The organism is Lelliottia jeotgali (assembly GCF_016771845.1).
Classification (GTDB): domain Bacteria; phylum Pseudomonadota; class Gammaproteobacteria; order Enterobacterales; family Enterobacteriaceae; genus Enterobacter; species Enterobacter jeotgali.
Genome location: NZ_JAENMQ010000002.1, coordinates 430,337 through 449,043, shown reverse-complemented (window position 1 = coordinate 449,043; position 18,707 = coordinate 430,337). Strand labels below are relative to the sequence as shown.

Annotated in this window: 22 protein-coding genes; 15 read left to right on the top strand and 7 right to left on the bottom strand. The window is 53.3% G+C overall.

Going from position 1 to position 18,707, the window contains the following annotated elements:
- The first annotated feature begins 125 nt into the window (after nucleotides 1-125).
- On the top strand, nucleotides 126-1,748 hold the full coding sequence (locus JBO43_RS08530) for an isovaleryl-CoA dehydrogenase (RefSeq protein ID WP_202674117.1): 1,623 nt from the start codon (nucleotides 126-128) through the stop codon (nucleotides 1,746-1,748).
- Here the strand turns inward: JBO43_RS08530 and JBO43_RS08525 are convergent.
- The 3 genes from JBO43_RS08525 to bsmA all read right to left on the bottom strand — a co-directional run bounded on the left by JBO43_RS08525 (nucleotide 1,745) and on the right by bsmA (nucleotide 4,602).
- Nucleotides 1,745-3,676, bottom strand: coding sequence for a methyl-accepting chemotaxis protein (locus JBO43_RS08525; RefSeq protein WP_202674116.1), 1,932 nt, complete (start codon nucleotides 3,674-3,676; stop codon nucleotides 1,745-1,747). The two genes, JBO43_RS08530 and JBO43_RS08525, sit on opposite strands and share 4 nt — an antisense overlap.
- Before the next feature lie 172 nt (nucleotides 3,677-3,848).
- Nucleotides 3,849-4,136 carry a DUF1471 family protease activator YjfN gene (yjfN, locus tag JBO43_RS08520; protein WP_095280491.1) on the bottom strand — a complete coding sequence of 96 codons (288 nt, stop codon included), beginning with the start codon at nucleotides 4,134-4,136 and terminating at the stop codon, nucleotides 3,849-3,851.
- Between the two features lie 136 nt (nucleotides 4,137-4,272).
- Nucleotides 4,273-4,602, bottom strand: a complete 330-nt coding sequence (gene bsmA, locus JBO43_RS08515; protein ID WP_095284158.1) for a biofilm peroxide resistance protein BsmA — start codon at nucleotides 4,600-4,602, stop codon at nucleotides 4,273-4,275.
- A 138-nt stretch (nucleotides 4,603-4,740) separates the two neighbouring features.
- On the opposite strand from bsmA, the gene yjfP reads away from it, so the two are divergent.
- Nucleotides 4,741-5,469, top strand: a complete 729-nt coding sequence (gene yjfP / locus JBO43_RS08510) for an esterase (RefSeq protein WP_202674115.1) — start codon at nucleotides 4,741-4,743, stop codon at nucleotides 5,467-5,469.
- On the opposite strand, the gene ulaR is transcribed toward yjfP, so the two are convergent.
- Complete coding sequence (ulaR, locus tag JBO43_RS08505; RefSeq protein ID WP_103947877.1) at nucleotides 5,466-6,221, bottom strand: HTH-type transcriptional regulator UlaR; 756 nt, start codon at nucleotides 6,219-6,221, stop codon at nucleotides 5,466-5,468. The genes yjfP and ulaR overlap by 4 nt on opposite strands.
- Before the next feature lie 112 nt (nucleotides 6,222-6,333).
- Nucleotides 6,334-7,398 carry an L-ascorbate 6-phosphate lactonase gene (gene ulaG / locus JBO43_RS08500; RefSeq protein WP_095280494.1) on the bottom strand — a complete coding sequence of 355 codons (1,065 nt, stop codon included), beginning with the start codon at nucleotides 7,396-7,398 and terminating at the stop codon, nucleotides 6,334-6,336.
- A gap of 360 nt (nucleotides 7,399-7,758) precedes the next feature.
- On the opposite strand from ulaG, the gene ulaA reads away from it, so the two are divergent.
- The 6 genes from ulaA to JBO43_RS08470 are packed head-to-tail and all read left to right on the top strand — an operon-like array spanning nucleotide 7,759 to nucleotide 12,167.
- Nucleotides 7,759-9,156 (top strand): PTS ascorbate transporter subunit IIC, encoded by a 1,398-nt coding sequence (ulaA, locus tag JBO43_RS08495; protein WP_103947878.1) that lies wholly within the window; start codon nucleotides 7,759-7,761, stop codon nucleotides 9,154-9,156.
- A 15-nt stretch (nucleotides 9,157-9,171) separates the two neighbouring features.
- On the top strand, nucleotides 9,172-9,477 hold the full coding sequence (gene ulaB, locus JBO43_RS08490; RefSeq protein WP_095280496.1) for a PTS ascorbate transporter subunit IIB: 306 nt from the start codon (nucleotides 9,172-9,174) through the stop codon (nucleotides 9,475-9,477).
- A gap of 9 nt (nucleotides 9,478-9,486) precedes the next feature.
- Nucleotides 9,487-9,954, top strand: a complete 468-nt coding sequence (gene ulaC / locus JBO43_RS08485) for a PTS ascorbate transporter subunit IIA (protein WP_095280497.1) — start codon at nucleotides 9,487-9,489, stop codon at nucleotides 9,952-9,954.
- Nucleotides 9,955-9,967: 13 nt separating this feature from the next.
- Nucleotides 9,968-10,618 carry a 3-keto-L-gulonate-6-phosphate decarboxylase UlaD gene (ulaD, locus tag JBO43_RS08480; protein WP_095280498.1) on the top strand — a complete coding sequence of 217 codons (651 nt, stop codon included), beginning with the start codon at nucleotides 9,968-9,970 and terminating at the stop codon, nucleotides 10,616-10,618.
- A 9-nt stretch (nucleotides 10,619-10,627) separates the two neighbouring features.
- Complete coding sequence (locus JBO43_RS08475) at nucleotides 10,628-11,494, top strand: L-ribulose-5-phosphate 3-epimerase (protein ID WP_095280499.1); 867 nt, start codon at nucleotides 10,628-10,630, stop codon at nucleotides 11,492-11,494.
- Nucleotides 11,481-12,167 (top strand): L-ribulose-5-phosphate 4-epimerase, encoded by a 687-nt coding sequence (locus JBO43_RS08470; RefSeq protein ID WP_202674114.1) that lies wholly within the window; start codon nucleotides 11,481-11,483, stop codon nucleotides 12,165-12,167. The genes JBO43_RS08475 and JBO43_RS08470 overlap by 14 nt, the downstream gene beginning before the upstream one ends.
- Nucleotides 12,168-12,246: 79 nt before the next feature.
- Here the strand turns inward: JBO43_RS08470 and yjfY are convergent, their stop codons facing one another.
- Nucleotides 12,247-12,522: a DUF1471 family protein YjfY gene (gene yjfY, locus JBO43_RS08465; RefSeq protein ID WP_095280501.1), complete on the bottom strand. Its 276-nt coding sequence runs from the start codon at nucleotides 12,520-12,522 to the stop codon at nucleotides 12,247-12,249.
- 343 nt (nucleotides 12,523-12,865) lie between these two features.
- Here yjfY and rpsF point away from each other — a divergent pair, with 343 nt between their 5' ends.
- The 5 genes from rpsF (at nucleotide 12,866) to JBO43_RS08440 (ending at nucleotide 15,394) form a co-directional block, all read left to right on the top strand.
- Nucleotides 12,866-13,261, top strand: coding sequence for a 30S ribosomal protein S6 (gene rpsF / locus JBO43_RS08460; RefSeq protein ID WP_011915632.1), 396 nt, complete (start codon nucleotides 12,866-12,868; stop codon nucleotides 13,259-13,261).
- A 6-nt stretch (nucleotides 13,262-13,267) separates the two neighbouring features.
- On the top strand, nucleotides 13,268-13,582 hold the full coding sequence (priB, locus tag JBO43_RS08455; RefSeq protein ID WP_014068638.1) for a primosomal replication protein N: 315 nt from the start codon (nucleotides 13,268-13,270) through the stop codon (nucleotides 13,580-13,582).
- A 4-nt stretch (nucleotides 13,583-13,586) separates the two neighbouring features.
- Nucleotides 13,587-13,814: a 30S ribosomal protein S18 gene (rpsR, locus tag JBO43_RS08450; protein ID WP_000135199.1), complete on the top strand. Its 228-nt coding sequence runs from the start codon at nucleotides 13,587-13,589 to the stop codon at nucleotides 13,812-13,814.
- A 41-nt stretch (nucleotides 13,815-13,855) separates the two neighbouring features.
- The gene (gene rplI, locus JBO43_RS08445; RefSeq protein ID WP_095280502.1) at nucleotides 13,856-14,305 is read left to right on the top strand and encodes a 50S ribosomal protein L9; all 450 of its coding nucleotides are present in this window, start codon (nucleotides 13,856-13,858) and stop codon (nucleotides 14,303-14,305) included.
- Nucleotides 14,306-14,458: 153 nt separating this feature from the next.
- The gene (locus JBO43_RS08440) at nucleotides 14,459-15,394 is read left to right on the top strand and encodes a DMT family transporter (RefSeq protein ID WP_103949833.1); all 936 of its coding nucleotides are present in this window, start codon (nucleotides 14,459-14,461) and stop codon (nucleotides 15,392-15,394) included.
- A 35-nt stretch (nucleotides 15,395-15,429) separates the two neighbouring features.
- Here the strand turns inward: JBO43_RS08440 and JBO43_RS08435 are convergent, their stop codons facing one another.
- Nucleotides 15,430-16,074, bottom strand: coding sequence for an OapA family protein (locus JBO43_RS08435; protein WP_095280504.1), 645 nt, complete (start codon nucleotides 16,072-16,074; stop codon nucleotides 15,430-15,432).
- 233 nt (nucleotides 16,075-16,307) lie between these two features.
- Between JBO43_RS08435 and fklB the strand changes: the two genes are divergently transcribed.
- Both fklB and cycA read left to right on the top strand, forming a co-directional pair.
- Nucleotides 16,308-16,928 carry a BamJ family beta-barrel-assembly machinery protein gene (fklB, locus tag JBO43_RS08430; protein WP_174348693.1) on the top strand — a complete coding sequence of 207 codons (621 nt, stop codon included), beginning with the start codon at nucleotides 16,308-16,310 and terminating at the stop codon, nucleotides 16,926-16,928.
- A gap of 307 nt (nucleotides 16,929-17,235) precedes the next feature.
- Nucleotides 17,236-18,645 (top strand): D-serine/D-alanine/glycine transporter, encoded by a 1,410-nt coding sequence (gene cycA / locus JBO43_RS08425; RefSeq protein WP_095280506.1) that lies wholly within the window; start codon nucleotides 17,236-17,238, stop codon nucleotides 18,643-18,645.
- The last annotated feature ends 62 nt before the right edge of the window (nucleotides 18,646-18,707 follow it).

Below are 18,707 nucleotides of genomic sequence, written 5' to 3'. Positions count from 1 at the left end.
CTTATGTTGTGTGACCTGATTCACGAATGATTTCAGTTAGTTTGCCACCTTGTGACCCGACTCCCATGCAGCGCTCGCGTGCGCTGTCCATACTTACCTTCATTGCCATTGAAGGAGGGACACACATGCACTGGCAGACACACACGGTTTTTAATCAGCCTGTACCGCTGTCGAACAGTAATCTGTTTTTGTCCGATTGCGCCTTGCACGAGGCAGTGGCGCGTGAAGGGGCCGACTGGGACAGCGAATTTCTCGCCAGCATTGGTCAGCAGCTTGGCACGGCAGAATCCCTGGAGCTGGGGCGTCTCGCCAACACCAATCCACCGGAGTTGTTGCGTTACGATCCGCGAGGAGAACGACTTGATGATGTGAGATTCCATCCAGCCTGGCATTTGCTGATGCAGGGACTGTGCGCTAACCGAGTCCATAATCTGCCCTGGGAAGATGAGGCCCGCAAAGGTTCGTTTGTCGCTCGCGCTGCGCGATTTGTGCTCCATGCGCAGGTAGAAGCGGGAACACTTTGCCCAATAACAATGACGTTCGCCGCCACGCCGCTACTACAGCAGGCGCTTCCCAAACTTTTCCATGACTGGCTTACGCCTCTGCTGAGCGATCGCTACGATCCACATCTGGCACCCGGCGTGCAAAAGCGTGGGCTGCTGATCGGCATGGGAATGACTGAAAAGCAGGGGGGCTCGGACGTGCTGAGTAACACCACACGGGCGGAAAAATGTAATGACGGGAGCTATCGACTGATTGGGCATAAATGGTTTTTCTCCGTGCCGCAAAGCGATGCCCATCTGGTGCTGGCGCAGGCCAAAGGGGGATTATCATGCTTTTTCCTCCCGCGTATTCTCCCTGATGGGCAGCGTAATAGCGTCCGACTGGAACGCCTGAAAGACAAGCTCGGCAACCGCTCGAACGCCAGCAGCGAAGTCGAATTGATGAATGCCTCAGGCTGGCTGCTGGGTGAAGAGGGCGAGGGTGTAAGACAGATCCTGAAAATGGGCGGACTGACGCGCTTTGATTGTGCGTTAGGTAGCCACGGGCTGATGCGCCGCGCGCTGTCCGTCGCGCTGTACCATGCATATCAGCGCCAGACGTTTGGTAAAAATCTGGTCGACCAGCCGCTAATGCGCGAAGTATTAAGCCGGATGGCGCTGCAGCTCGAAGGACAAACCGCGCTGCTGTTCCGTCTGGCGCGTGCATGGGATCGGCGCGACGATCCGCAAGAATCTGCCTGGGCGCGGCTCTTTACCCCTGCGGCTAAATACAGCGTGTGCAAAGGGGGGATGCCGTTTGTCGCCGAAGCAATGGAAGTGCTTGGGGGCGTCGGTTATTGCGAAGAGAGCGAGCTGCCTCGCATCTACCGTGAGATGCCGGTGAACAGTATCTGGGAAGGCTCGGGCAATATCATGTGCCTGGATGTCCTGCGGGTGCTGGCGAAACATTCTGGAATTATTGATGTTTTGCATGAAGACTTCGCGCAGGTGAAAGGTCAGGATCGCCATTTTGATCGTGGCTGGCGGCAGTTGCAGCAAAAATTACGCAAACCGCAGGAAGCGCAGGGCAGGGAGATCGCTTCGCAACTCTATTTATTGGGAGCCGGTGCGCAAATGTTGCGACACGCATCGCCTCCTGTGGCGCAGGCGTGGTGTCGCATGATGCTGGACCCCCGTGGCGGCTCGCTGTTGAGCGAACAGGTGCAAAACGACCTGCTGCTGCGCGCCACAGGGCGAGTGGGCTAGTTCTTCAGACGGAACAGGCTAACAAGCTCAGTCAGGTGTGAGCCTTTCTCGCGCAGCGTGTGTGCTGTTTGCTCGCTGCGCGAAACCCGGTCGGCGTTGATATGCGACGCTTCACCGATGTGCGACATCGCCAGATTGACCTGACGAATCCCCGCCGACTGTTCGTGCGAGGCATGGTTAATCTCTGTGACCAGTTGGTTGATGTTATCGATGTGAACAATTATCGAGTCCATCGCCTGCCGGGTTTGCTCGGAAAGCTGGTGGCCTTCGGTGACTTTCTTCAGCGTGTCGCCGATGAGTTGTTCGATCTCCTTCACGGCATTTGCACTGCGCGCGGCCAGCGCCCGAACTTCCTGAGCGACCACAGCAAAACCTTTGCCGTGCTCACCTGCGCGCGCGGCTTCGACCGCGGCGTTCAGCGCCAGGATATTGGTCTGGAAAGCGATTGACTCAATCACGCGGGTGATGTCTTCAATACGTTTCGATGCGTCGCGAATATCATCCATCGTCGCGACAGCATTACCGACCGTTTCCCCGCCGTGATGTACCGCGCGAGATGTTTCCCCGACGAGCTGCTGGGTTTGCTGCATGTTCGCTGCATTTTGCGCCACGGAGGCGGCAAGCTGCTCCATACTCGCGGAGGTTTCTTCGACGCTGCTGGCCTGTTTGTTGATCTGCCCGGAGATTTCACCGGTATCGGACGCCAGTGCGTTAGTACCAAGGTGGATTTCACCCGCGGCTTCACGCACCTGCTGAACGATTTTCTGCAGCCCACCGCCGATGCCGTTAATCGCGTCAATCAGCTGGCCCACTTCATCCTGGCGGTTAACAGGCAGCTCTGCGCGAAGATCTCCTGCGGCGTATTGACGGGCAAGATGGATAACATCGCGCAGTGGGCGGGTTAACCAGCGACGAATAATGATAACGAACATGGCTGCGAACAGAATCGACAACACAATGCCCGCCAGCAGGAAGCGATCGCGTAAGGCGTTGACGTGCGCCAACAGTACCGATTTATCCACCTCACCAATAATTGTCCAGTTCCAGCCCGGCAGCGGGGTATAGGCCATTTTGAGTGTGCGTCCATCATCACTGACACGCTCGACGGTGCCCTCTTTGCCGCTCAGCAATTGCTGCTGGAGTGCGCTATCCCATTTCGGCTGCTGCCCCTCTTCGCTGGCATGGAACAGATATTGCCCGCGTGTTTTGCCATTACTGCGATCCAGCACGTAGAAATGACCGCTTTCACCCAAGCGGCGATTGAGGATCTTATCGCGCATCACGTTCCAGGAATGTCCAATGTCGATACCGACAAAAATGATCGCAATCACCTGCCCACTTGCATCTTTCACCGGCTGATACTGCGTGATGTAGCGCTTACCAAACAGCAGAGCCAGGCCGCGATAAACCTCGCCTTTACTGACGGTGCCGAAGGCGGCGCTGGTGTTGTCGAGAACGGTGCCCATCGCTCGTTCACCGTTTTCTTTGCGCAGGGATGTGGCGACGCGGATAAAGTCGTTGCCGCTGCGTACAAACAGAGTCGAGATTGCTCCGGTACGATTCAGAAAATCATCGGAGAAAGTGTTGTTTTCGTGGAGCTCGGTATCGCCGCCTTTCAACAGTGGAGCGTTTTGACCGTTGATTGCGCGGATTTGGCGGGTATCAATATTCAGCGGTTGTGGCAGAAACGTGCTGAAGAGTTTGGTGTAGCTTTCGACTTCTTCGCCAAGGCTGGTATTAAACATCTGCACCATATCCACGACACCAGTGGACTGGTTGTGAAGATCCTCTACCGCCAGTGCTTCTAGCTGTTGGCTGGCTTTGTGACTCAGGAGGAAAGTGAACAGCAGAAACAGTGTTGCGACACTCACGCCGGTCAGTAGCGATAACTTAGCGCCAAGACCTGCACGGCGGAAAAAATTGATCATAAATTGCTCATTGTTGAAAAGGTATGGCTGTTCAACGGCAGAGCGAGGCTAACATTTATCAACTTTATGTAACTAAATGTTACATAACTGTGTCGAGTTAGTAGCGTTAAGGATAATCGATTTGTAAAAAGACAAAAGCCACTAACATTAAGTGGCTTTTATAGGAGGACTATCAGGCGTAGAGAATAGCTTGTACACGCCATTGGTCGGCGTATCGGTCTTCCTGCATCTGGACGATTCGATACCAAGATGCTCCCTGCTCATCCGCTTTTAAGGCAATGACACGTTCAACGTCTTGCGGGCTCCCTGAAATATTATTCACAGAGATTAGGCCAATTTCGTTTAAGCCTGTGACGCAATCAGCACTGGCAAACTCTGCTGACTGTGCGGTTGTGCTCATCAGCCCAGCTGAGAGCAGCAGTGAGGTCAAAGCAAGAGATCGTTTCATTGTCAGCTCCATTTCACATGTCTCCGGTATCCGCCGGGCAATCCTTCGCAAATAAACTCACTTCCATTGTCACAGGCATGGAGTTTATTGTGGACAGGAAAACGTCTATGGACGCAAAGCAGTGTAAATGTCGTTTAAATGCTGACAGTTATTTGCGATACAAAATGGCCTGCGAGTACCACTGTCCGGTAATGATGGTTTCATCCACCATAATAATGACGTAGTAATCTGCTTTTGCGGCGACGGCTTTTGCTCTTATGTCATCCTCTGCATCCGCCGGTGAGCCACGAACTAACGTGCTGACGGTACCCATTCGTTGTAATCCTTCGGTTTGATTACGGCGAATTTCCTGAGGATGATTGGTGGCCGGTGGAGCGGGCTGAGGTGTTCCTTCCAGCACGCTACAGCTTGTTACCAGCAACACCAGCAATAAAGCAGCTAACCTGCGCATAACCATATCTCGTTTCCTGATAGCCATAGTGTAGATGTCTGCGAATTTAGTTTTGGGGGAATGTTCCCAAACTGTTATCTGTGACGTCATTTTCGAATGAAAATAGCGTGAAAGCGTAATCCAGTTCTCAACATTATGAATCACCCATTAGAAAGAGGATCGGCAATGATTGAACTAAAGACGCAGCAGCTTGGTGAGCATGAAATTCTACACGCTTTCCCGGCTGGATTGAGTGAGCATCCATTGCCACTTGTGATTTTTTATCATGGGTTTACCTCATCTAAACTGGTTTACAGCTACTTTGCGGTCGCGCTGGCGCAGGCAGGATTTCGTGTGGTGATGCCCGATGCGCCCGATCACGGTTCGCGTTTTTCGGGTGATGAGCAGACGCGTTTGGGCCAGTTCTGGCAAATCTTACAGGGCAGCCTGGGCGAGTTTTCCGGGCTAAGAGATGCGCTCTATCAGGCGGGGCTGGTGGCCGATGAACGTCTCGCTGTAGCAGGTGCGTCGATGGGGGGAATGACCGCACTCGGGGTTATGGCACGCCATCCGGAAGTGAAGTGCGTGGCGAGCTTAATGGGGTCGGGCTATTTTTCGACGCTTTCTCAGACGCTATTTCCGCCCAAGGCGCAGGATGTCGACGCGGTTCTCGCCTCGCTCGCTGACTGGGACGTGACTCACGCGCTGCCGCGTTTGGCCGACCGCCCACTGTTGCTGTGGCACGGCGAGGCCGATGATATCGTGCCTGCCGCCGAAACGTTGCGTTTGCAGCAGGCGCTTGTGCGAGAGGGGCTGGATAATAACCTGACCTGCCTGTGGGAAGCGGGCGTGCGGCATCGCATTACACCCACGGCGCTGGATGCCACCACTGATTTTTTCCGTAAAAACCTTTAAACGCGCAGGATTTTGACGCCCAGATCCTCAAGTTTTTGCAGGATCTGCGGATTAGCACTTTTACCGGTGATCACCATGTCGATCTGCTCGGCGCGGCTGAACAGCATTCCGGCACGTTCGCCCACTTTGCTGCTGTCGACCAGCACCACCAGTTTCCCGACGACGTTCAGCATATTTTGTTCCGCCATCGCCGTGAGCATATCAGTTTTGTAAAGCCCATCGGCGGTCAGCCCTTTGCCGCTGGTGAACATCCAGTGCCCGGCGTACAGGCTGTTTTCGCTGTCCTGTGGGCTGAGGGTGATGGACTGGCTCTTGTTGTACTGGCCGCCCATGATCACCACGCTTTCGTGCTCCTGGTCGATCAGATAGTTGGCCAGTGGCAAATAGTTTGTGATGATTTGTACCGGTTTTCCGCACATTTCACGGCCCAGTAAAAAAGCCGTCGAACCGCAGTTGATCACCACGCTTTCACCGGGATTCACCAGTTGCGAAGCGGCGCGGGCGATACGCACTTTCTCATCGTGATTCTGCGCCTGATGAATATTCATTGGCGTCCAGCGTGGGCGTTGCTGGCTAATGGCTTCCGCGCCATTGCGCACTTTCTTGAGCTTACCGCTCTCATCGAGCTTATTGATATCGCGGCGCGCCGTGGCAGGGGATATTTCAAGACGATCAATCACTTGTTCGACGGTGACAAAACCTTTTTGTGCCAGGAGTTCCAGTAAGATTTGATGCCGTTGCGCTTCCGTCATGAGCTATTCCGAAAAAAATTGATTTTAAAAGATGATATTTGAAATAGCCTGAAAATACTAAGCAAAAGAGAAAATCGCCAGGCGCACTGGCCTGGCGAAAGCTGTTCTTTGGTTACAGGAACGATTTAAACGGTAGATCCGGCTCAATGGTGAAGCAATCATCAAAGCCACGCGGATAGTGATATTCGAAATTATCTTTATCCAGCGGCCAGGTAAATTTGCCGCCCACCTGCCAGATAAACGGCTTGAATCCGTACTTAAGACGATCTTTTTTCATCTCCCACAGGACCCGAATTTCCTGTGGATCGGCCTGGAAGTTTGACCAGATATCGTGATGGAACGGAATCACCACTTTGGTGTTGAGCGCTTCCGCCATACGCAGCATATCGGCGCTGGTCATTTTATCGGTAATACCGCGCGGGTTCTCTCCGTATGAGCCGAGCGCGACGTCGATCTTGTGTTCGTTGCCGTGCTTAGCATAGTAGTTGGAATAGTGAGAGTCGCCGCTGTGATAAAGCGATCCGCCCGGTGTTTTGAACAGATAATTTACCGCACGTTGGTCCATGCCATCCGGCAGAATACCTGCGGCTTTTTGGTCGGCTGGGAGGGTTATCAATGCGGTACGATCGAACGCATCAAGCGCATGAATTTCCACGTCTTTGATTTTCACCACGTCGCCCGGTTTCATGACGATGCAGCGATCTTTCGGCACGCCCCAGCCAATCCAGAGGTCGACGCAAGTTTGTGGCCCAATAAACGGCACATCGTCCGCGCAGTTTTGCATGACCGCTGCGGCCACGTTGACGTCGATATGATCGTTATGATCGTGAGTCGAGAGCACCGCATCGATTTGACGAATGGCGAACGGATCCAGCACAAACGGCGTGGTGCGCAGGTTTGGCTGTAGTTTTTTGACGCCTGCCATGCGCTGCATCTGATGGCCTGCTTTCATCAGCGGATTACCGTGGCTCTGTTTGCCGGTGCCGCACCAGAAATCGACGCAGATATTGGCACTGCCTTCTGATTTCAGCCAAATACCGGTACAGCCAAGCCACCACATTGCAAAAGTGCCTGTCGCGACCTGCTCTTGTTCAATCTCTTCATTCAGCCAGCTGCCCCATTCCGGGAAGGTGCTCAGAATCCATGATTCACGGGTGATGGATTTCACTTTACTCATTGTTCAACTCCCTTTTTTAATCATAAATAATCATTTGGTGATTTGTTATGATTTATGTTGTCACCATTAAATCAGCATTGCAACGACGATTTTGCAGAATCATTGATGTAACACATCGAAGTAATAGGAAGTGAAGAATGCGATTCTTCTTTCTGGGTTTGTGTTAATTATCTAAATTAAAAGAATAAATTATGATTCATGCGTATGGAATGAAAATCATTATGAAGTGCAGGGAAATAATTTGCGTGACGCGTCACAAATAATCAAATTCAATCTTGTGGTGATTATTTGTGATTACTAGAGTGAGGGCACTTCTCTTACGCAGTTTGTCCTTTGTGCCCTCACTTTCTGGAGTGTGTTATGGAAATCCTCTACAGCGTCTTTACCGTCTTCTTCAATCAGGTAATGACCAACGCGCCGCTGTTGCTGGGTATTGTGACCTGTCTCGGCTATATCCTGTTGCGTAAAAGCGCGAGTGTGATCGTCAAAGGCACCATCAAAACGATTATCGGTTTTATGCTGTTGCAGGCGGGATCGGGTATTTTGACCAGCACGTTTAAGCCCGTTGTCGCCAAAATGTCAGAAGTTTACGGCATTAACGGTGCGATTTCGGATACCTACGCGTCGATGATGGCGACCATAGAACGCATGGGTGATGCTTACAGCTGGGTTGGGTATGCGGTGCTGCTCGCGCTGGCGTTGAATATCACTTACGTGCTGCTGCGCCGGATCACGGGCATTCGTACCATCATGCTGACGGGACATATCATGTTCCAGCAGGCCGGGCTGATTGCCGTCTTTTTCTTTATCTTTGGCTACCCGATGTGGACCACCATTATCTGCACGGCGGTGTTGGTGTCGCTCTACTGGGGCATCACCTCCAACATGATGTACAAGCCGACGCAGGAAGTGACCGACGGCTGCGGTTTTTCCATCGGACATCAGCAGCAATTTGCCTCGTGGATCGCCTATAAAGTCGCGCCATACCTCGGAAAGAAAGAGGAGAGCGTGGAAGACCTCAAACTCCCCGGTTGGCTGAACATTTTCCACGATAACATCGTCTCCACGGCGATTGTCATGACCATTTTCTTCGGCGCGATTCTGCTCTCTTTTGGCATTGACGTGGTGCAGGCGATGGCCGGGAAAACCCACTGGACTATCTACATTCTGCAGACAGGCTTCCAGTTCGCGGTGGCGATTTTCATCATCACTCAGGGCGTGCGCATGTTTGTCGCTGAGCTTTCCGAAGCATTCAACGGTATCTCCCAGCGACTGATTCCCGGTGCCGTTCTGGCCATTGACTGTGCGGCTATCTACAGCTTTGCGCCGAATGCGGTGGTGTGGGGCTTTATGTGGGGCACTATCGGCCAGCTGATTGCGGTTGGCATTCTGGTCGGCTGTGGCTCTTCCATTCTGATCATCCCTGGCTTCATCCCAATGTTCTTCTCTAACGCCACTATTGGTGTCTTTGCTAACCACTTCGGCGGCTGGCGCGCGGCTGTCAAAATTTGCCTGGTGATGGGGATGATAGAAATCTTTGGCTGCGTGTGGGCGGTCAAACTCACCGGTATGAGCGCGTGGATGGGCATGGCTGACTGGTCGATTCTGGCACCACCGATGATGCAGGGCTTCGCCTCTGTCGGCCTGGCCTTTATGGCCGTCATTATCTTGATTGCACTGGTTTATATGGTCTTCGCTGGGCGCACACTGCGCGCTGAAGAAGACGCAGAGAAACAGCTGGCAGAGCACTCTGCCTAACAAGGAGTTTTGATTATGACCGTACGTATTCTGGCAGTGTGTGGTAACGGACAGGGCAGCTCCATGATCATGAAAATGAAAGTGGACCAGTTTCTCACCGGGGAAGGTGTGAGCCACACGGTGAACAGCTGCGCCGTAGGCGAGTACAAAAGCGAGCTAAGCGGGGCGGATATCATTATTGCCTCAACGCATATCGCAGGCGAAATCACGGTGACGGGCAATAAATATGTGGTGGGCGTGCGCAATATGCTCTCTGCCGCCGATTTCGGTCCAAAGCTGATGGACGTCATCAAAGAGCACTTCCCCGGCGACATCAAATAAGGACGCGACATGAAATTACGTGATTCGCTGGCGGAAAACCGTTCCATCCAGCTGCAGGCCGAGGCCAGCACCTGGCAGGAGGCTGTCAAACTGGGCGTTGATTTGCTGGTTAAGGCCGATGTGGTTGAGCCGCGCTACTACCAGGCGATTCTCGACGGCGTGGCGCAGCACGGCCCGTACTTCGTCATTGCGCCGGGCCTTGCCATGCCGCACGGTCGCCCGGAAGAGGGCGTCAAAAAAACTGGCTTCGCGCTGGTGACGTTGAAAACACCGCTGGTGTTTAACCACGAAGACAACGACCCGGTCGATATTCTGATAACGATGGCGGCAGTTGATGCCACCACCCATCAGGAAGTGGGCATCATGCAGATCGTGAATCTGTTTGATGATGAAGCCAATTTCGACCGCCTACGCGCCTGTCGTACCGAGCAGGACGTTCTGGAATTAATCGATAGCGCCAATGCGGCGACAGTTTAAGAGGGAATTGAAAATGTCATTACCAATGTTGCAGGTGGCTCTGGATAACCAAACGATGGCTCACGCGTACGAAACAACGCGTCTGATTGCAGAAGAAGTCGACATCATCGAAGTCGGCACTATTCTTTGCGTCGGGGAGGGGGTGCGCGCGGTGCGTGACCTGAAAGCACTGTATCCGCACAAAATTGTGCTGGCCGATGCCAAAATTGCCGATGCGGGGAAAATTCTCTCCCGTATGTGTTTTGAAGCCAACGCCGACTGGGTGACGGTGATCTGCTGCGCGGATATCAACACCACCAAAGGCGCGCTGGAAGTGGCAAAAGAGTTCAACGGCGATGTGCAGATTGAACTGACCGGCTACTGGACCTGGGAACAGGCGAAAGAGTGGCACGACGCGGGTATTCAGCAGGTGGTTTATCACCGCAGCCGCGACGCGCAGGCCGCCGGTGTTGCCTGGGGCGACGCGGACATCAGCGCCATCAAACGTCTTTCGGATATGGGCTTTAAAGTGACGGTGACGGGCGGTCTGGCGCTGGAAGACTTACCGCTGTTTAAAGGGATTCCAATCCACGTCTTTATTGCCGGTCGCAGCATTCGCGATGCCGCGTCTCCGGTTGAAGCCGCGCGTCAGTTCAAACGCTCCATCGCCCAGCTGTGGGGATAAGGAGCGGGTATGTTGTCTACACAAGCTCCGCTCGGTATCTATGAAAAAGCCCTTCCCGCCGGTGAGTGCTGGCTTGAGCGCTTACAGCTTGCGCAAAAACTGGGATTCGATTTTGTTGAAATGTCCGTGGATGAAACAGATCTACGCCTTTCTCGTCTCGACTGGAGTCGTGAAGAGCGTCTGAAGCTAGTCAACGCGGTGGCGGAAACCGGCGTGCGGGTGCCGTCAATGTGCCTGAGTGCCCATCGTCGTTTTCCACTCGGTAGTGAAGACGATCTGATTCGCGACCAGGGGCTGGAGATCATGCGCAAAGCCATCACGTTTGCGCAGGATGTTGGAATTCGTGTGATCCAGCTGGCAGGCTATGACGTCTATTATCAGAAAGCGAATGATGAAACTCGCCGTCGTTTTCGTGAGGGACTGAAAGAGAGCGTCGACATGGCCAGCCGTGCGCAGGTGACGCTGGCGATGGAGATCATGGATTACCCGCTGATGAACTCGATAAGCAAAGCGCTTGGCTATGCACACTACCTCAATAATCCGTGGTTCCAGCTTTATCCTGATATCGGCAATCTGTCGGCGTGGGATAACGACGTACAAATGGAGTTGCAGGCAGGTCGCGGGCATATCGTGGCGGTTCACGTCAAAGACACACTTCCTGGCGTATTCAAAAATGTCCCGTTCGGCACCGGGGTTGTGGATTTCGAACAATGCTTCCGGACGCTTAAACAGAGTGGCTATTGTGGGCCGTACCTAATTGAGATGTGGAGTGAAACGTCAGACGACCCGCTCGCCGAAGTGGCGAAAGCCCGCGACTGGGTACGCGAGCGGATGGCGCGGGCCGGATTGCTGGAGGCGTCTCATGCAACAGCTTAAACAGCAAGTGTTTGACGCCAATATGGATCTCCCGCGCTACGGTCTGGTGACGTTTACCTGGGGTAATGTGAGCGCGATCGATCGTGAACGCGGGTGGGTGGCGATCAAACCCAGCGGTGTGGCATATGACGTCATGCAGCCAGAGGATATGGTGGTGGTAGATTTGGACGGCAACGTTATCGACGGGAAATGGAACCCCTCTTCGGATACTGCCACCCATCTGGCGCTTTATCGCCGTTATCCTTCCCTCGGCGGCGTGGTGCATACCCATTCGACCCATGCAACGGCTTGGGCGCAGGCGGGGCTGGCCATCCCGGCGCTTGGCACCACGCACGCTGACTATTTCTTTGGTGACATCCCCTGTACCCGCGCGTTAACCGAAGAAGAAGTGCAGGGCGAATATGAGCTAAATACCGGGAAAGTCATCATCGAGACGGTAGGTGAGCGCGAACCGCTACATACGCCGGGAATTGTCGTCTGGCAGCACGGTCCATTCTCGTGGGGCAAAAATGCGCACGATGCGGTGCACAATGCGGTAGTGATGGAAGAGGTGGCGAAAATGGCGTGGATTGCGCGCGGTATCAATCCACAGCTTCAGCCCATCGACAGCTATCTGATGAACAAGCACTATCTGCGCAAACATGGTCTAAATGCCTACTACGGGCAGAAATAAAAAAAGCCCCCGGGCAGGGGGCAAGTCAAACTATGGCTATATTTTCGTTGTTGGCTTTCCTGGTGCTAGCGTCAAAGTCTTATCGATAGATATCTGCGCTGGCGTGCATATTGCCGTTGCTACCGGGCTCGCGGGTCAAAATGACGTGGTAGTACTTTGCGCCCTGTGCATCGGTCTCTTCATTCAGCGCCTGATCTGCTTCACTTTCGGTGGCGAAGTTATGATTGATGTAAATTACGCCCAAGCTCTGCACATCATCCATATTTCTGGCCTGTCGACCGTCGATCTTGATGGCTGCCATCGCGTTTGCACTAAGCAAAAGCGCAGCCAGAATGGCAATTACGATGTTTTTCATGATATGCGCTCCACGACTGCGTGCTGTGTGACGGTTTGTACCTCTCCTGTGCTGTTCGGATGGGGTCTGATTAAAGTGTAATCGTTAATATTGTGGGGAATGGCGACCATTTCTGATGCTGTTGTTCAAAAAAGTAGCGCTACCCGATGTGACTAATTTTAAATCATCTACTTAGACCGGCTTCACGCTTTGTGCGAATTATTTGTGCAATCAGCTTGAGTTTTTTAGGGTTCGCAATTAGAATGACGCGTCAATTTTTCGGCCGCCCTTTAACACGTTCCTTGCCTCCATGGGCCGCGGCTGACCCAGACAGGAGGCTGAATAATCCGTAAGGAGCAATTCGATGCGTCATTACGAAATCGTTTTTATGGTCCATCCTGACCAGAGCGAACAGGTTCCGGGTATGATCGAACGTTACACTGGTGCAATCACTGCAGCAGAAGGTACGATCCACCGTCTGGAAGACTGGGGCCGCCGTCAGCTGGCTTATCCGATCAACAAACTGCACAAAGCTCACTACGTTCTGCTGAACGTTGAAGCTCCGCAGGAAGCGATCGATGAGCTGGAAACTAACTTCCGCTTCAACGACGCCGTTATCCGCAGCATGGTAATGCGTACTAAGAACGCAGTTACCGAAGCATCTCCGATGGTTAAAGCGAAAGACGAGCGCCGTGAGCGTCGCGATGATTTCGCAAACGAAACCGCAGATGATTCTGATGCTGGGGATTCTGAAGAGTAATTTCTGATGACCAACCGTCTGGTGTTGTCCGGTACCGTGTGCAGGACCCCCCTTCGTAAGGTCAGCCCATCAGGAATTCCTCATTGCCAGTTCGTGCTTGAGCATCGTTCTGTGCAGGAGGAAGCCGGGTTTCACCGGCAGGCGTGGTGCCAAATGCCCGTTATTATTAGCGGACACGAAAACCAGGCCATTACTCACAGTATAACGGTCGGTAGCGCAGTAATCGTTCAGGGGTTCATTTCTTGCCACAAGGCAAAGAACGGCCTGAGCAAAATGGTTCTGCATGCCGAGCAGATTGATTTGATAGATTCTGGAGACTAGCCATATGGCACGTTATTTCCGTCGTCGCAAGTTCTGCCGTTTCACAGCGGAAGGCGTTCAAGAGATCGACTATAAAGATATCGCAACGCTGAAAAACTACATCACCGAAAGCGGTAAGATTGTCCCAAGCCGTATCACCGGTACTCGTGCAAAATATCAGCGTCAGCTGGCTCGCGCTATCAAACGCGCTCGCTACCTGTCTCTGCTGCCGTACACTGATCGTCATCAGTAATCGGGCACGGTCCATTAATACGACTTTAAGAGGATAAGGTAATGCAAGTTATTCTGCTTGATAAAGTAGCAAACCTGGGCAGCCTGGGTGATCAGGTTAACGTTAAAGCGGGCTACGCTCGTAACTTCCTGGTTCCACAGGGCAAAGCTGTTCCTGCTACTAAGAAAAACGTTGAGTTTTTCGAAACCCGTCGTGCTGAACTGGAAGCCAAACTGGCTGACGTTCTGGCGGCTGCTAATGCTCGTGCTGAAGCAATCAATGCACTGGGCACCGTTACCATCGCGTCTAAATCAGGCGACGAAGGTAAACTGTTCGGTTCTATCGGTACTCGCGACATCGCTGACGCTGTAACTGCAGCTGGCGTTGAAGTGGCTAAGAGCGAAGTTCGTATGCCGAACGGCGTTCTGCGTACCACTGGTGAGCACGAAGTGGACTTCCAGGTTCACAGCGAAGTGTTCGCTAAACTGGTTGTTAACGTTGTAGCTGAGTAATTTTTTACTCTGTTAGCGTTTAAGCGCCGGCCTTGTGCCGGCGTTTTGTTTTTTTAAGCCCCGCCAAAATCACACCCTGCGTCTTGTATGGTAGCTATTCCTCTCGCATTCCCTGATAATAATTGAAACGCAATTTTATCTTTGAGATTTGCTATGGAAGCCTCTCCTTCAGTCCCCGTTTTCGCCCGAAAGAATATCGCCTACGCAAGCGCTACACTGTGTTGTTTGCTATGGGGTAGCTCTTATCCGGCGATCAAAAGTGGCTATGAACTATTCCAGATTGCTACCGACGATATTCCCTCGAAAGTGGTCTTTGCCGGTTACCGTTTTCTCTTCGCCGGTATGCTGTTGCTGATGTTTGCGCTGGCCCAGCGCAAACCCATTGCCCGGCTCACGCCACGGCAGTTTGGACAGCTGACGTTGTTGGGTCTGACACAAACCACCATCCAGTACACGTTTTTCTATATCGGCCTCGCGTATACGACCGGCGTCAAAGGCTCGATAATGAACGCGACCGGGACTTTCTTCAGCGTGCTGCTGGCGCACTTTATCTATCAGAACGACAAGCTTAGCTATAACAAAACCATCGGCTGTGTTCTCGGTTTTGCAGGCGTGATGCTGGTGAACTTCAACAGTGGATTGATGGATTTTAGCTTTGTCTGGAAGGGTGATGGTTTTGTGGTACTGGCTGCGTTTATCCTTTCTGCTGCCACGCTGTACGGTAAACGTATTTCGCAAACCGTCGATCCAACGGTGATGACCGGCTGGCAGCTGGGGATTGGCGGTGCTGTTCTGGTGGCCGGTGGCTATGCGACGGGCGGAACGCTGGAAGTACACAGTATGGCGGCGGTGGCCGTGCTCGGCTATCTGACCCTGCTGTCGTCCGTGGCCTTTGCCCTGTGGAGTATGCTGCTGAAAGTAAACCGCGTGAGCATGATTGCTCCGTTCAACTTTGTCATCCCCGTCGCGGGGACGGTGCTGTCGGCCATTTTCCTTGGGGAAAACATTCTGGATATCAAATACGCGATCGCGCTGGTGCTGGTTTGCTCGGGGATTTGGTGGGTGAATAAGGCGAAAAAAGCGGTCTGATATGAACGCCCGGCCGGCACGACCGGGCATCTCGGTTATTTCACTCGCATAAAGCTGCCGTTTTGTTCACGCATAAACAGCACCTGCTGGCCGTTGCCGGTATCAATCGTCAGGCCCGTCACCACGCCGCTGGCGTTCTGGCGAATCTGCACCATCTGCCCGTTCTGTAAGTTACTCAGAGGTTTTCCTTCGCCTTCGACCTGCGCCATCGCATAGACATCGGTCGGTGGCAGATTATGGTCGCGGAACAGCTGCGCCATCGTTTTGCCCGGCTCGACGCGATACGCGCGCCACTGCTGATCAATACCTGGCGGCTGTTGCGCCTGCGACCGAACGGGCGCGGCTGCCTGTTCCTGCGGTTGCTCTTCCTGAACGGGCTCCGGCGAGACCGGTGCTACCAGGCCTGGATCGTTAGACGGTGTGACCAGCTGCGTTTGCATCGGTTGTTGATCGGGCTGTGGCCGTGACTGCGACTGAATATCCAGCTGAGCGTTGCGGCTCACGGGCTGCACATCACTGCTGTCATCGCCTGAAGGAAGCAGGAATCCGATCACTACCACCAGCGCCGCAATAATAATGCCTCGGCGGTGCAGCGGCGGCAGCGGGTCCATGATGCGAAAATTGTCCGGCGCGTGCCAGATTTTCGCCAGGGTAGGTTTCAGTTCAAATCGCCCGGGCATGGCTCTCCTCCTGCTCCGCATCATTATAATCCTGTCCTGAGAAGTATAGTCTGCTAACTGCCTGAATGGCGTAGTAAACCCGACTCGTGTGACTCATGTTTAGGAAAACACCTGGTCGCCCCTATTGTTTCTGTTTCGCCGCTGTTTGTCATCTTTACTTCAGACAAAGTTTTACCCATAAGGGCGTGGCTGATATGCTGCCCGCTACTTTAAATGTGATGGAAGGAAAACCCATGACCACCCCGACTTTTGACACTATCGAAGCGCAGGCAAGCTACGGTATCGGTTTGCAGGTAGGACAGCAGCTGAGCGAATCCGGCCTGGAAGGACTGTTACCTGAAGCACTGGTGGCGGGCATCGCTGATGCGCTGGAAGGCAAACACCCGGCTGTACCGGTAGACGTTGTACATCGCGCACTGCGCGAAGTTCACGAGCGTGCGGATGCCGTTCGTCGTGAGCGTTTCGAAGAAATGGCCGCTGAAGGCGTGAAATACCTGGAAGAAAACCGCGAGAAAGAAGGTGTTAACAGCACCGAATCTGGCCTGCAATTCCGCGTGATCACTCAGGGCGAAGGCGCGATTCCTGCGCGCACCAACCATGTACGCGTGCATTACACCGGCAAACTGATCGACGGTACTGTGTTCGACAGCTCCGTTGCGCGCGGCGAACCGGCTGAATTCCCGGTCAACGGCGTGATCCCTGGCTGGATCGAAGCGCTGACGCTGATGCCAGTTGGTTCCAAATGGGAACTGACTATCCCACAGAACCTGGCCTACGGCGAGCGTGGCGCTGGCGCGTCTATCCCGCCATTCAGCACCCTGGTATTTGAAGTCGAGCTGCTGGAAATCCTGTAATCGGCACACGTATTTCCTCTCCCGCTGCGGGGGAGGAAATAGTGAGAAAACCTATAGTTACGCCGATATCAATATTTAATCTTGCAAACAGCCGAGTTGCGTGTATTTTTGTGAGCTGTTTCGCGTTGTATGAGTGATATGACACTCACTTTAAACATATTATTAACATAATATCTATTTCATAGTATTCATCCCGCCGATTCTTACCTACTATCGATGAGTCCTTTTACGGGACCGTCTTTTTTTGACGTATTTAAAGGCCAGAAGAGCCTAACAACACAGACAGGCACAAACAGGAAAAAATCACATGGTAGATCAGGTAAAAGTCGTTGCCGACGAAGAGGCATCGTCTGAACAGTCGCTACGGCGCAATCTCACAAACCGTCACATTCAGCTTATCGCCATCGGCGGTGCCATCGGCACAGGGCTGTTCATGGGGTCAGGTAAAACCATCAGTCTTGCCGGACCGTCGATCATCTTCGTGTATATGATCATCGGTTTTATGCTGTTCTTCGTGATGCGTGCAATGGGTGAATTGCTGCTCTCGAATCTCGAATACAAATCCTTTAGCGACTTCGCCTCCGACCTGCTCGGCCCGTGGGCGGGATACTTTACCGGCTGGACCTACTGGTTCTGCTGGGTGGTCACCGGCATGGCGGACGTCGTCGCCATAACGGCCTACGCACAATTCTGGTTCCCCGGCCTTTCCGACTGGGTGGCATCGCTGGCGGTAATCGTTCTGCTGCTGAGCCTTAACCTCGCCACCGTCAAAATGTTCGGTGAGATGGAGTTCTGGTTCGCGATGATCAAAATCGTCGCTATCGTTGGGCTGATTGTGGTCGGTCTGGTGATGATCCTGACGCACTTCCAGTCGCCGACCGGTGTGCAGGCATCCTTTACGCACCTGTGGAATGACGGCGGTTGGTTCCCGAAAGGGCTGAGCGGCTTCTTCGCGGGCTTCCAGATTGCGGTGTTCGCCTTCGTGGGTATTGAACTGGTGGGCACCACCGCTGCGGAAACCAAAGATCCGGAGAAATCCCTGCCACGTGCGATCAACTCGATTCCGATTCGTATCATCATGTTCTACGTCTTCGCGCTGATCGTGATTATGTCCGTGACGCCGTGGGGCTCCGTTGTCCCAACCAAGAGCCCGTTTGTTGAGCTGTTTGTTCTGGTGGGTCTGCCAGCTGCGGCCAGCCTGATTAACTTCGTGGTACTGACCTCGGCGGCCTCTTCGGCGAACAGCGGTGTGTTCTCCACCAGCCGTATGCTGTTCGGTCTAGCGCAGGAAGGCGTCGCGCCGAGTGCGTTCGCCAAGCTGTCCAAACGCGCGGTTCCGGCGAAAGGGCTGACCTTCTCCTGCATCTGCCTGCTGGGCGGTGTGGTGATGCTGTACGTCAACCCGAGCGTGATTGGCGCATTCACCATGATTACCACGGTGTCCGCGATTCTGTTCATGTTTGTCTGGACGATTATTCTGTGCTCGTACCTGGTGTACCGCAAACAGCGTCCGCAGTTGCATGAAAAATCAATCTACAAAATGCCGCTTGGCAAGCTGATGTGCTGGGTTTGCATGGCGTTCTTCGTGTTTGTACTGGTTCTGCTGACGCTGGAAGATGACACCCGTCAGGCGCTGATCGTCACGCCGCTGTGGTTCATCGCGCTGGGGTTAGGCTGGCTGTTTATCGGTAAGAAACGTATGGCAGGCGTGCGTTAAGTCTGTTGCCGGATGGCGCTAGCGCTTATCCGGCCTACGAAGACAAAAAATGCACGAAATGT

Bases quoted from the DNA above. Each gene is read 5' to 3' on its own strand.
- cycA (WP_095280506.1), top strand. From the start codon at position 17,236: ATGGTAGATCAGGTAAAAGTCGTTGCCGACGAAGAGGCATCGTCTGAA.
- JBO43_RS08525 (WP_202674116.1), bottom strand. From the start codon at position 3,676: ATGATCAATTTTTTCCGCCGTGCAGGTCTTGGCGCTAAGTTATCGCTA.
- rplI (WP_095280502.1), top strand. From the start codon at position 13,856: ATGCAAGTTATTCTGCTTGATAAAGTAGCAAACCTGGGCAGCCTGGGT.
- JBO43_RS08435 (WP_095280504.1), bottom strand. From the start codon at position 16,074: ATGCCCGGGCGATTTGAACTGAAACCTACCCTGGCGAAAATCTGGCAC.
- JBO43_RS08440 (WP_103949833.1), top strand. From the start codon at position 14,459: ATGGAAGCCTCTCCTTCAGTCCCCGTTTTCGCCCGAAAGAATATCGCC.
- rpsF (WP_011915632.1), top strand. From the start codon at position 12,866: ATGCGTCATTACGAAATCGTTTTTATGGTCCATCCTGACCAGAGCGAA.
- priB (WP_014068638.1), top strand. From the start codon at position 13,268: ATGACCAACCGTCTGGTGTTGTCCGGTACCGTGTGCAGGACCCCCCTT.
- JBO43_RS08475 (WP_095280499.1), top strand. From the start codon at position 10,628: ATGTTGTCTACACAAGCTCCGCTCGGTATCTATGAAAAAGCCCTTCCC.
- ulaD (WP_095280498.1), top strand. From the start codon at position 9,968: ATGTCATTACCAATGTTGCAGGTGGCTCTGGATAACCAAACGATGGCT.
- JBO43_RS08470 (WP_202674114.1), top strand. From the start codon at position 11,481: ATGCAACAGCTTAAACAGCAAGTGTTTGACGCCAATATGGATCTCCCG.
- ulaC (WP_095280497.1), top strand. From the start codon at position 9,487: ATGAAATTACGTGATTCGCTGGCGGAAAACCGTTCCATCCAGCTGCAG.
- ulaB (WP_095280496.1), top strand. From the start codon at position 9,172: ATGACCGTACGTATTCTGGCAGTGTGTGGTAACGGACAGGGCAGCTCC.
- fklB (WP_174348693.1), top strand. From the start codon at position 16,308: ATGACCACCCCGACTTTTGACACTATCGAAGCGCAGGCAAGCTACGGT.
- ulaA (WP_103947878.1), top strand. From the start codon at position 7,759: ATGGAAATCCTCTACAGCGTCTTTACCGTCTTCTTCAATCAGGTAATG.
- ulaG (WP_095280494.1), bottom strand. From the start codon at position 7,398: ATGAGTAAAGTGAAATCCATCACCCGTGAATCATGGATTCTGAGCACC.
- ulaR (WP_103947877.1), bottom strand. From the start codon at position 6,221: ATGACGGAAGCGCAACGGCATCAAATCTTACTGGAACTCCTGGCACAA.
- yjfY (WP_095280501.1), bottom strand. From the start codon at position 12,522: ATGAAAAACATCGTAATTGCCATTCTGGCTGCGCTTTTGCTTAGTGCA.
- bsmA (WP_095284158.1), bottom strand. From the start codon at position 4,602: ATGGCTATCAGGAAACGAGATATGGTTATGCGCAGGTTAGCTGCTTTA.
- yjfN (WP_095280491.1), bottom strand. From the start codon at position 4,136: ATGGAGCTGACAATGAAACGATCTCTTGCTTTGACCTCACTGCTGCTC.
- yjfP (WP_202674115.1), top strand. From the start codon at position 4,741: ATGATTGAACTAAAGACGCAGCAGCTTGGTGAGCATGAAATTCTACAC.
- rpsR (WP_000135199.1), top strand. From the start codon at position 13,587: ATGGCACGTTATTTCCGTCGTCGCAAGTTCTGCCGTTTCACAGCGGAA.
- JBO43_RS08530 (WP_202674117.1), top strand. From the start codon at position 126: ATGCACTGGCAGACACACACGGTTTTTAATCAGCCTGTACCGCTGTCG.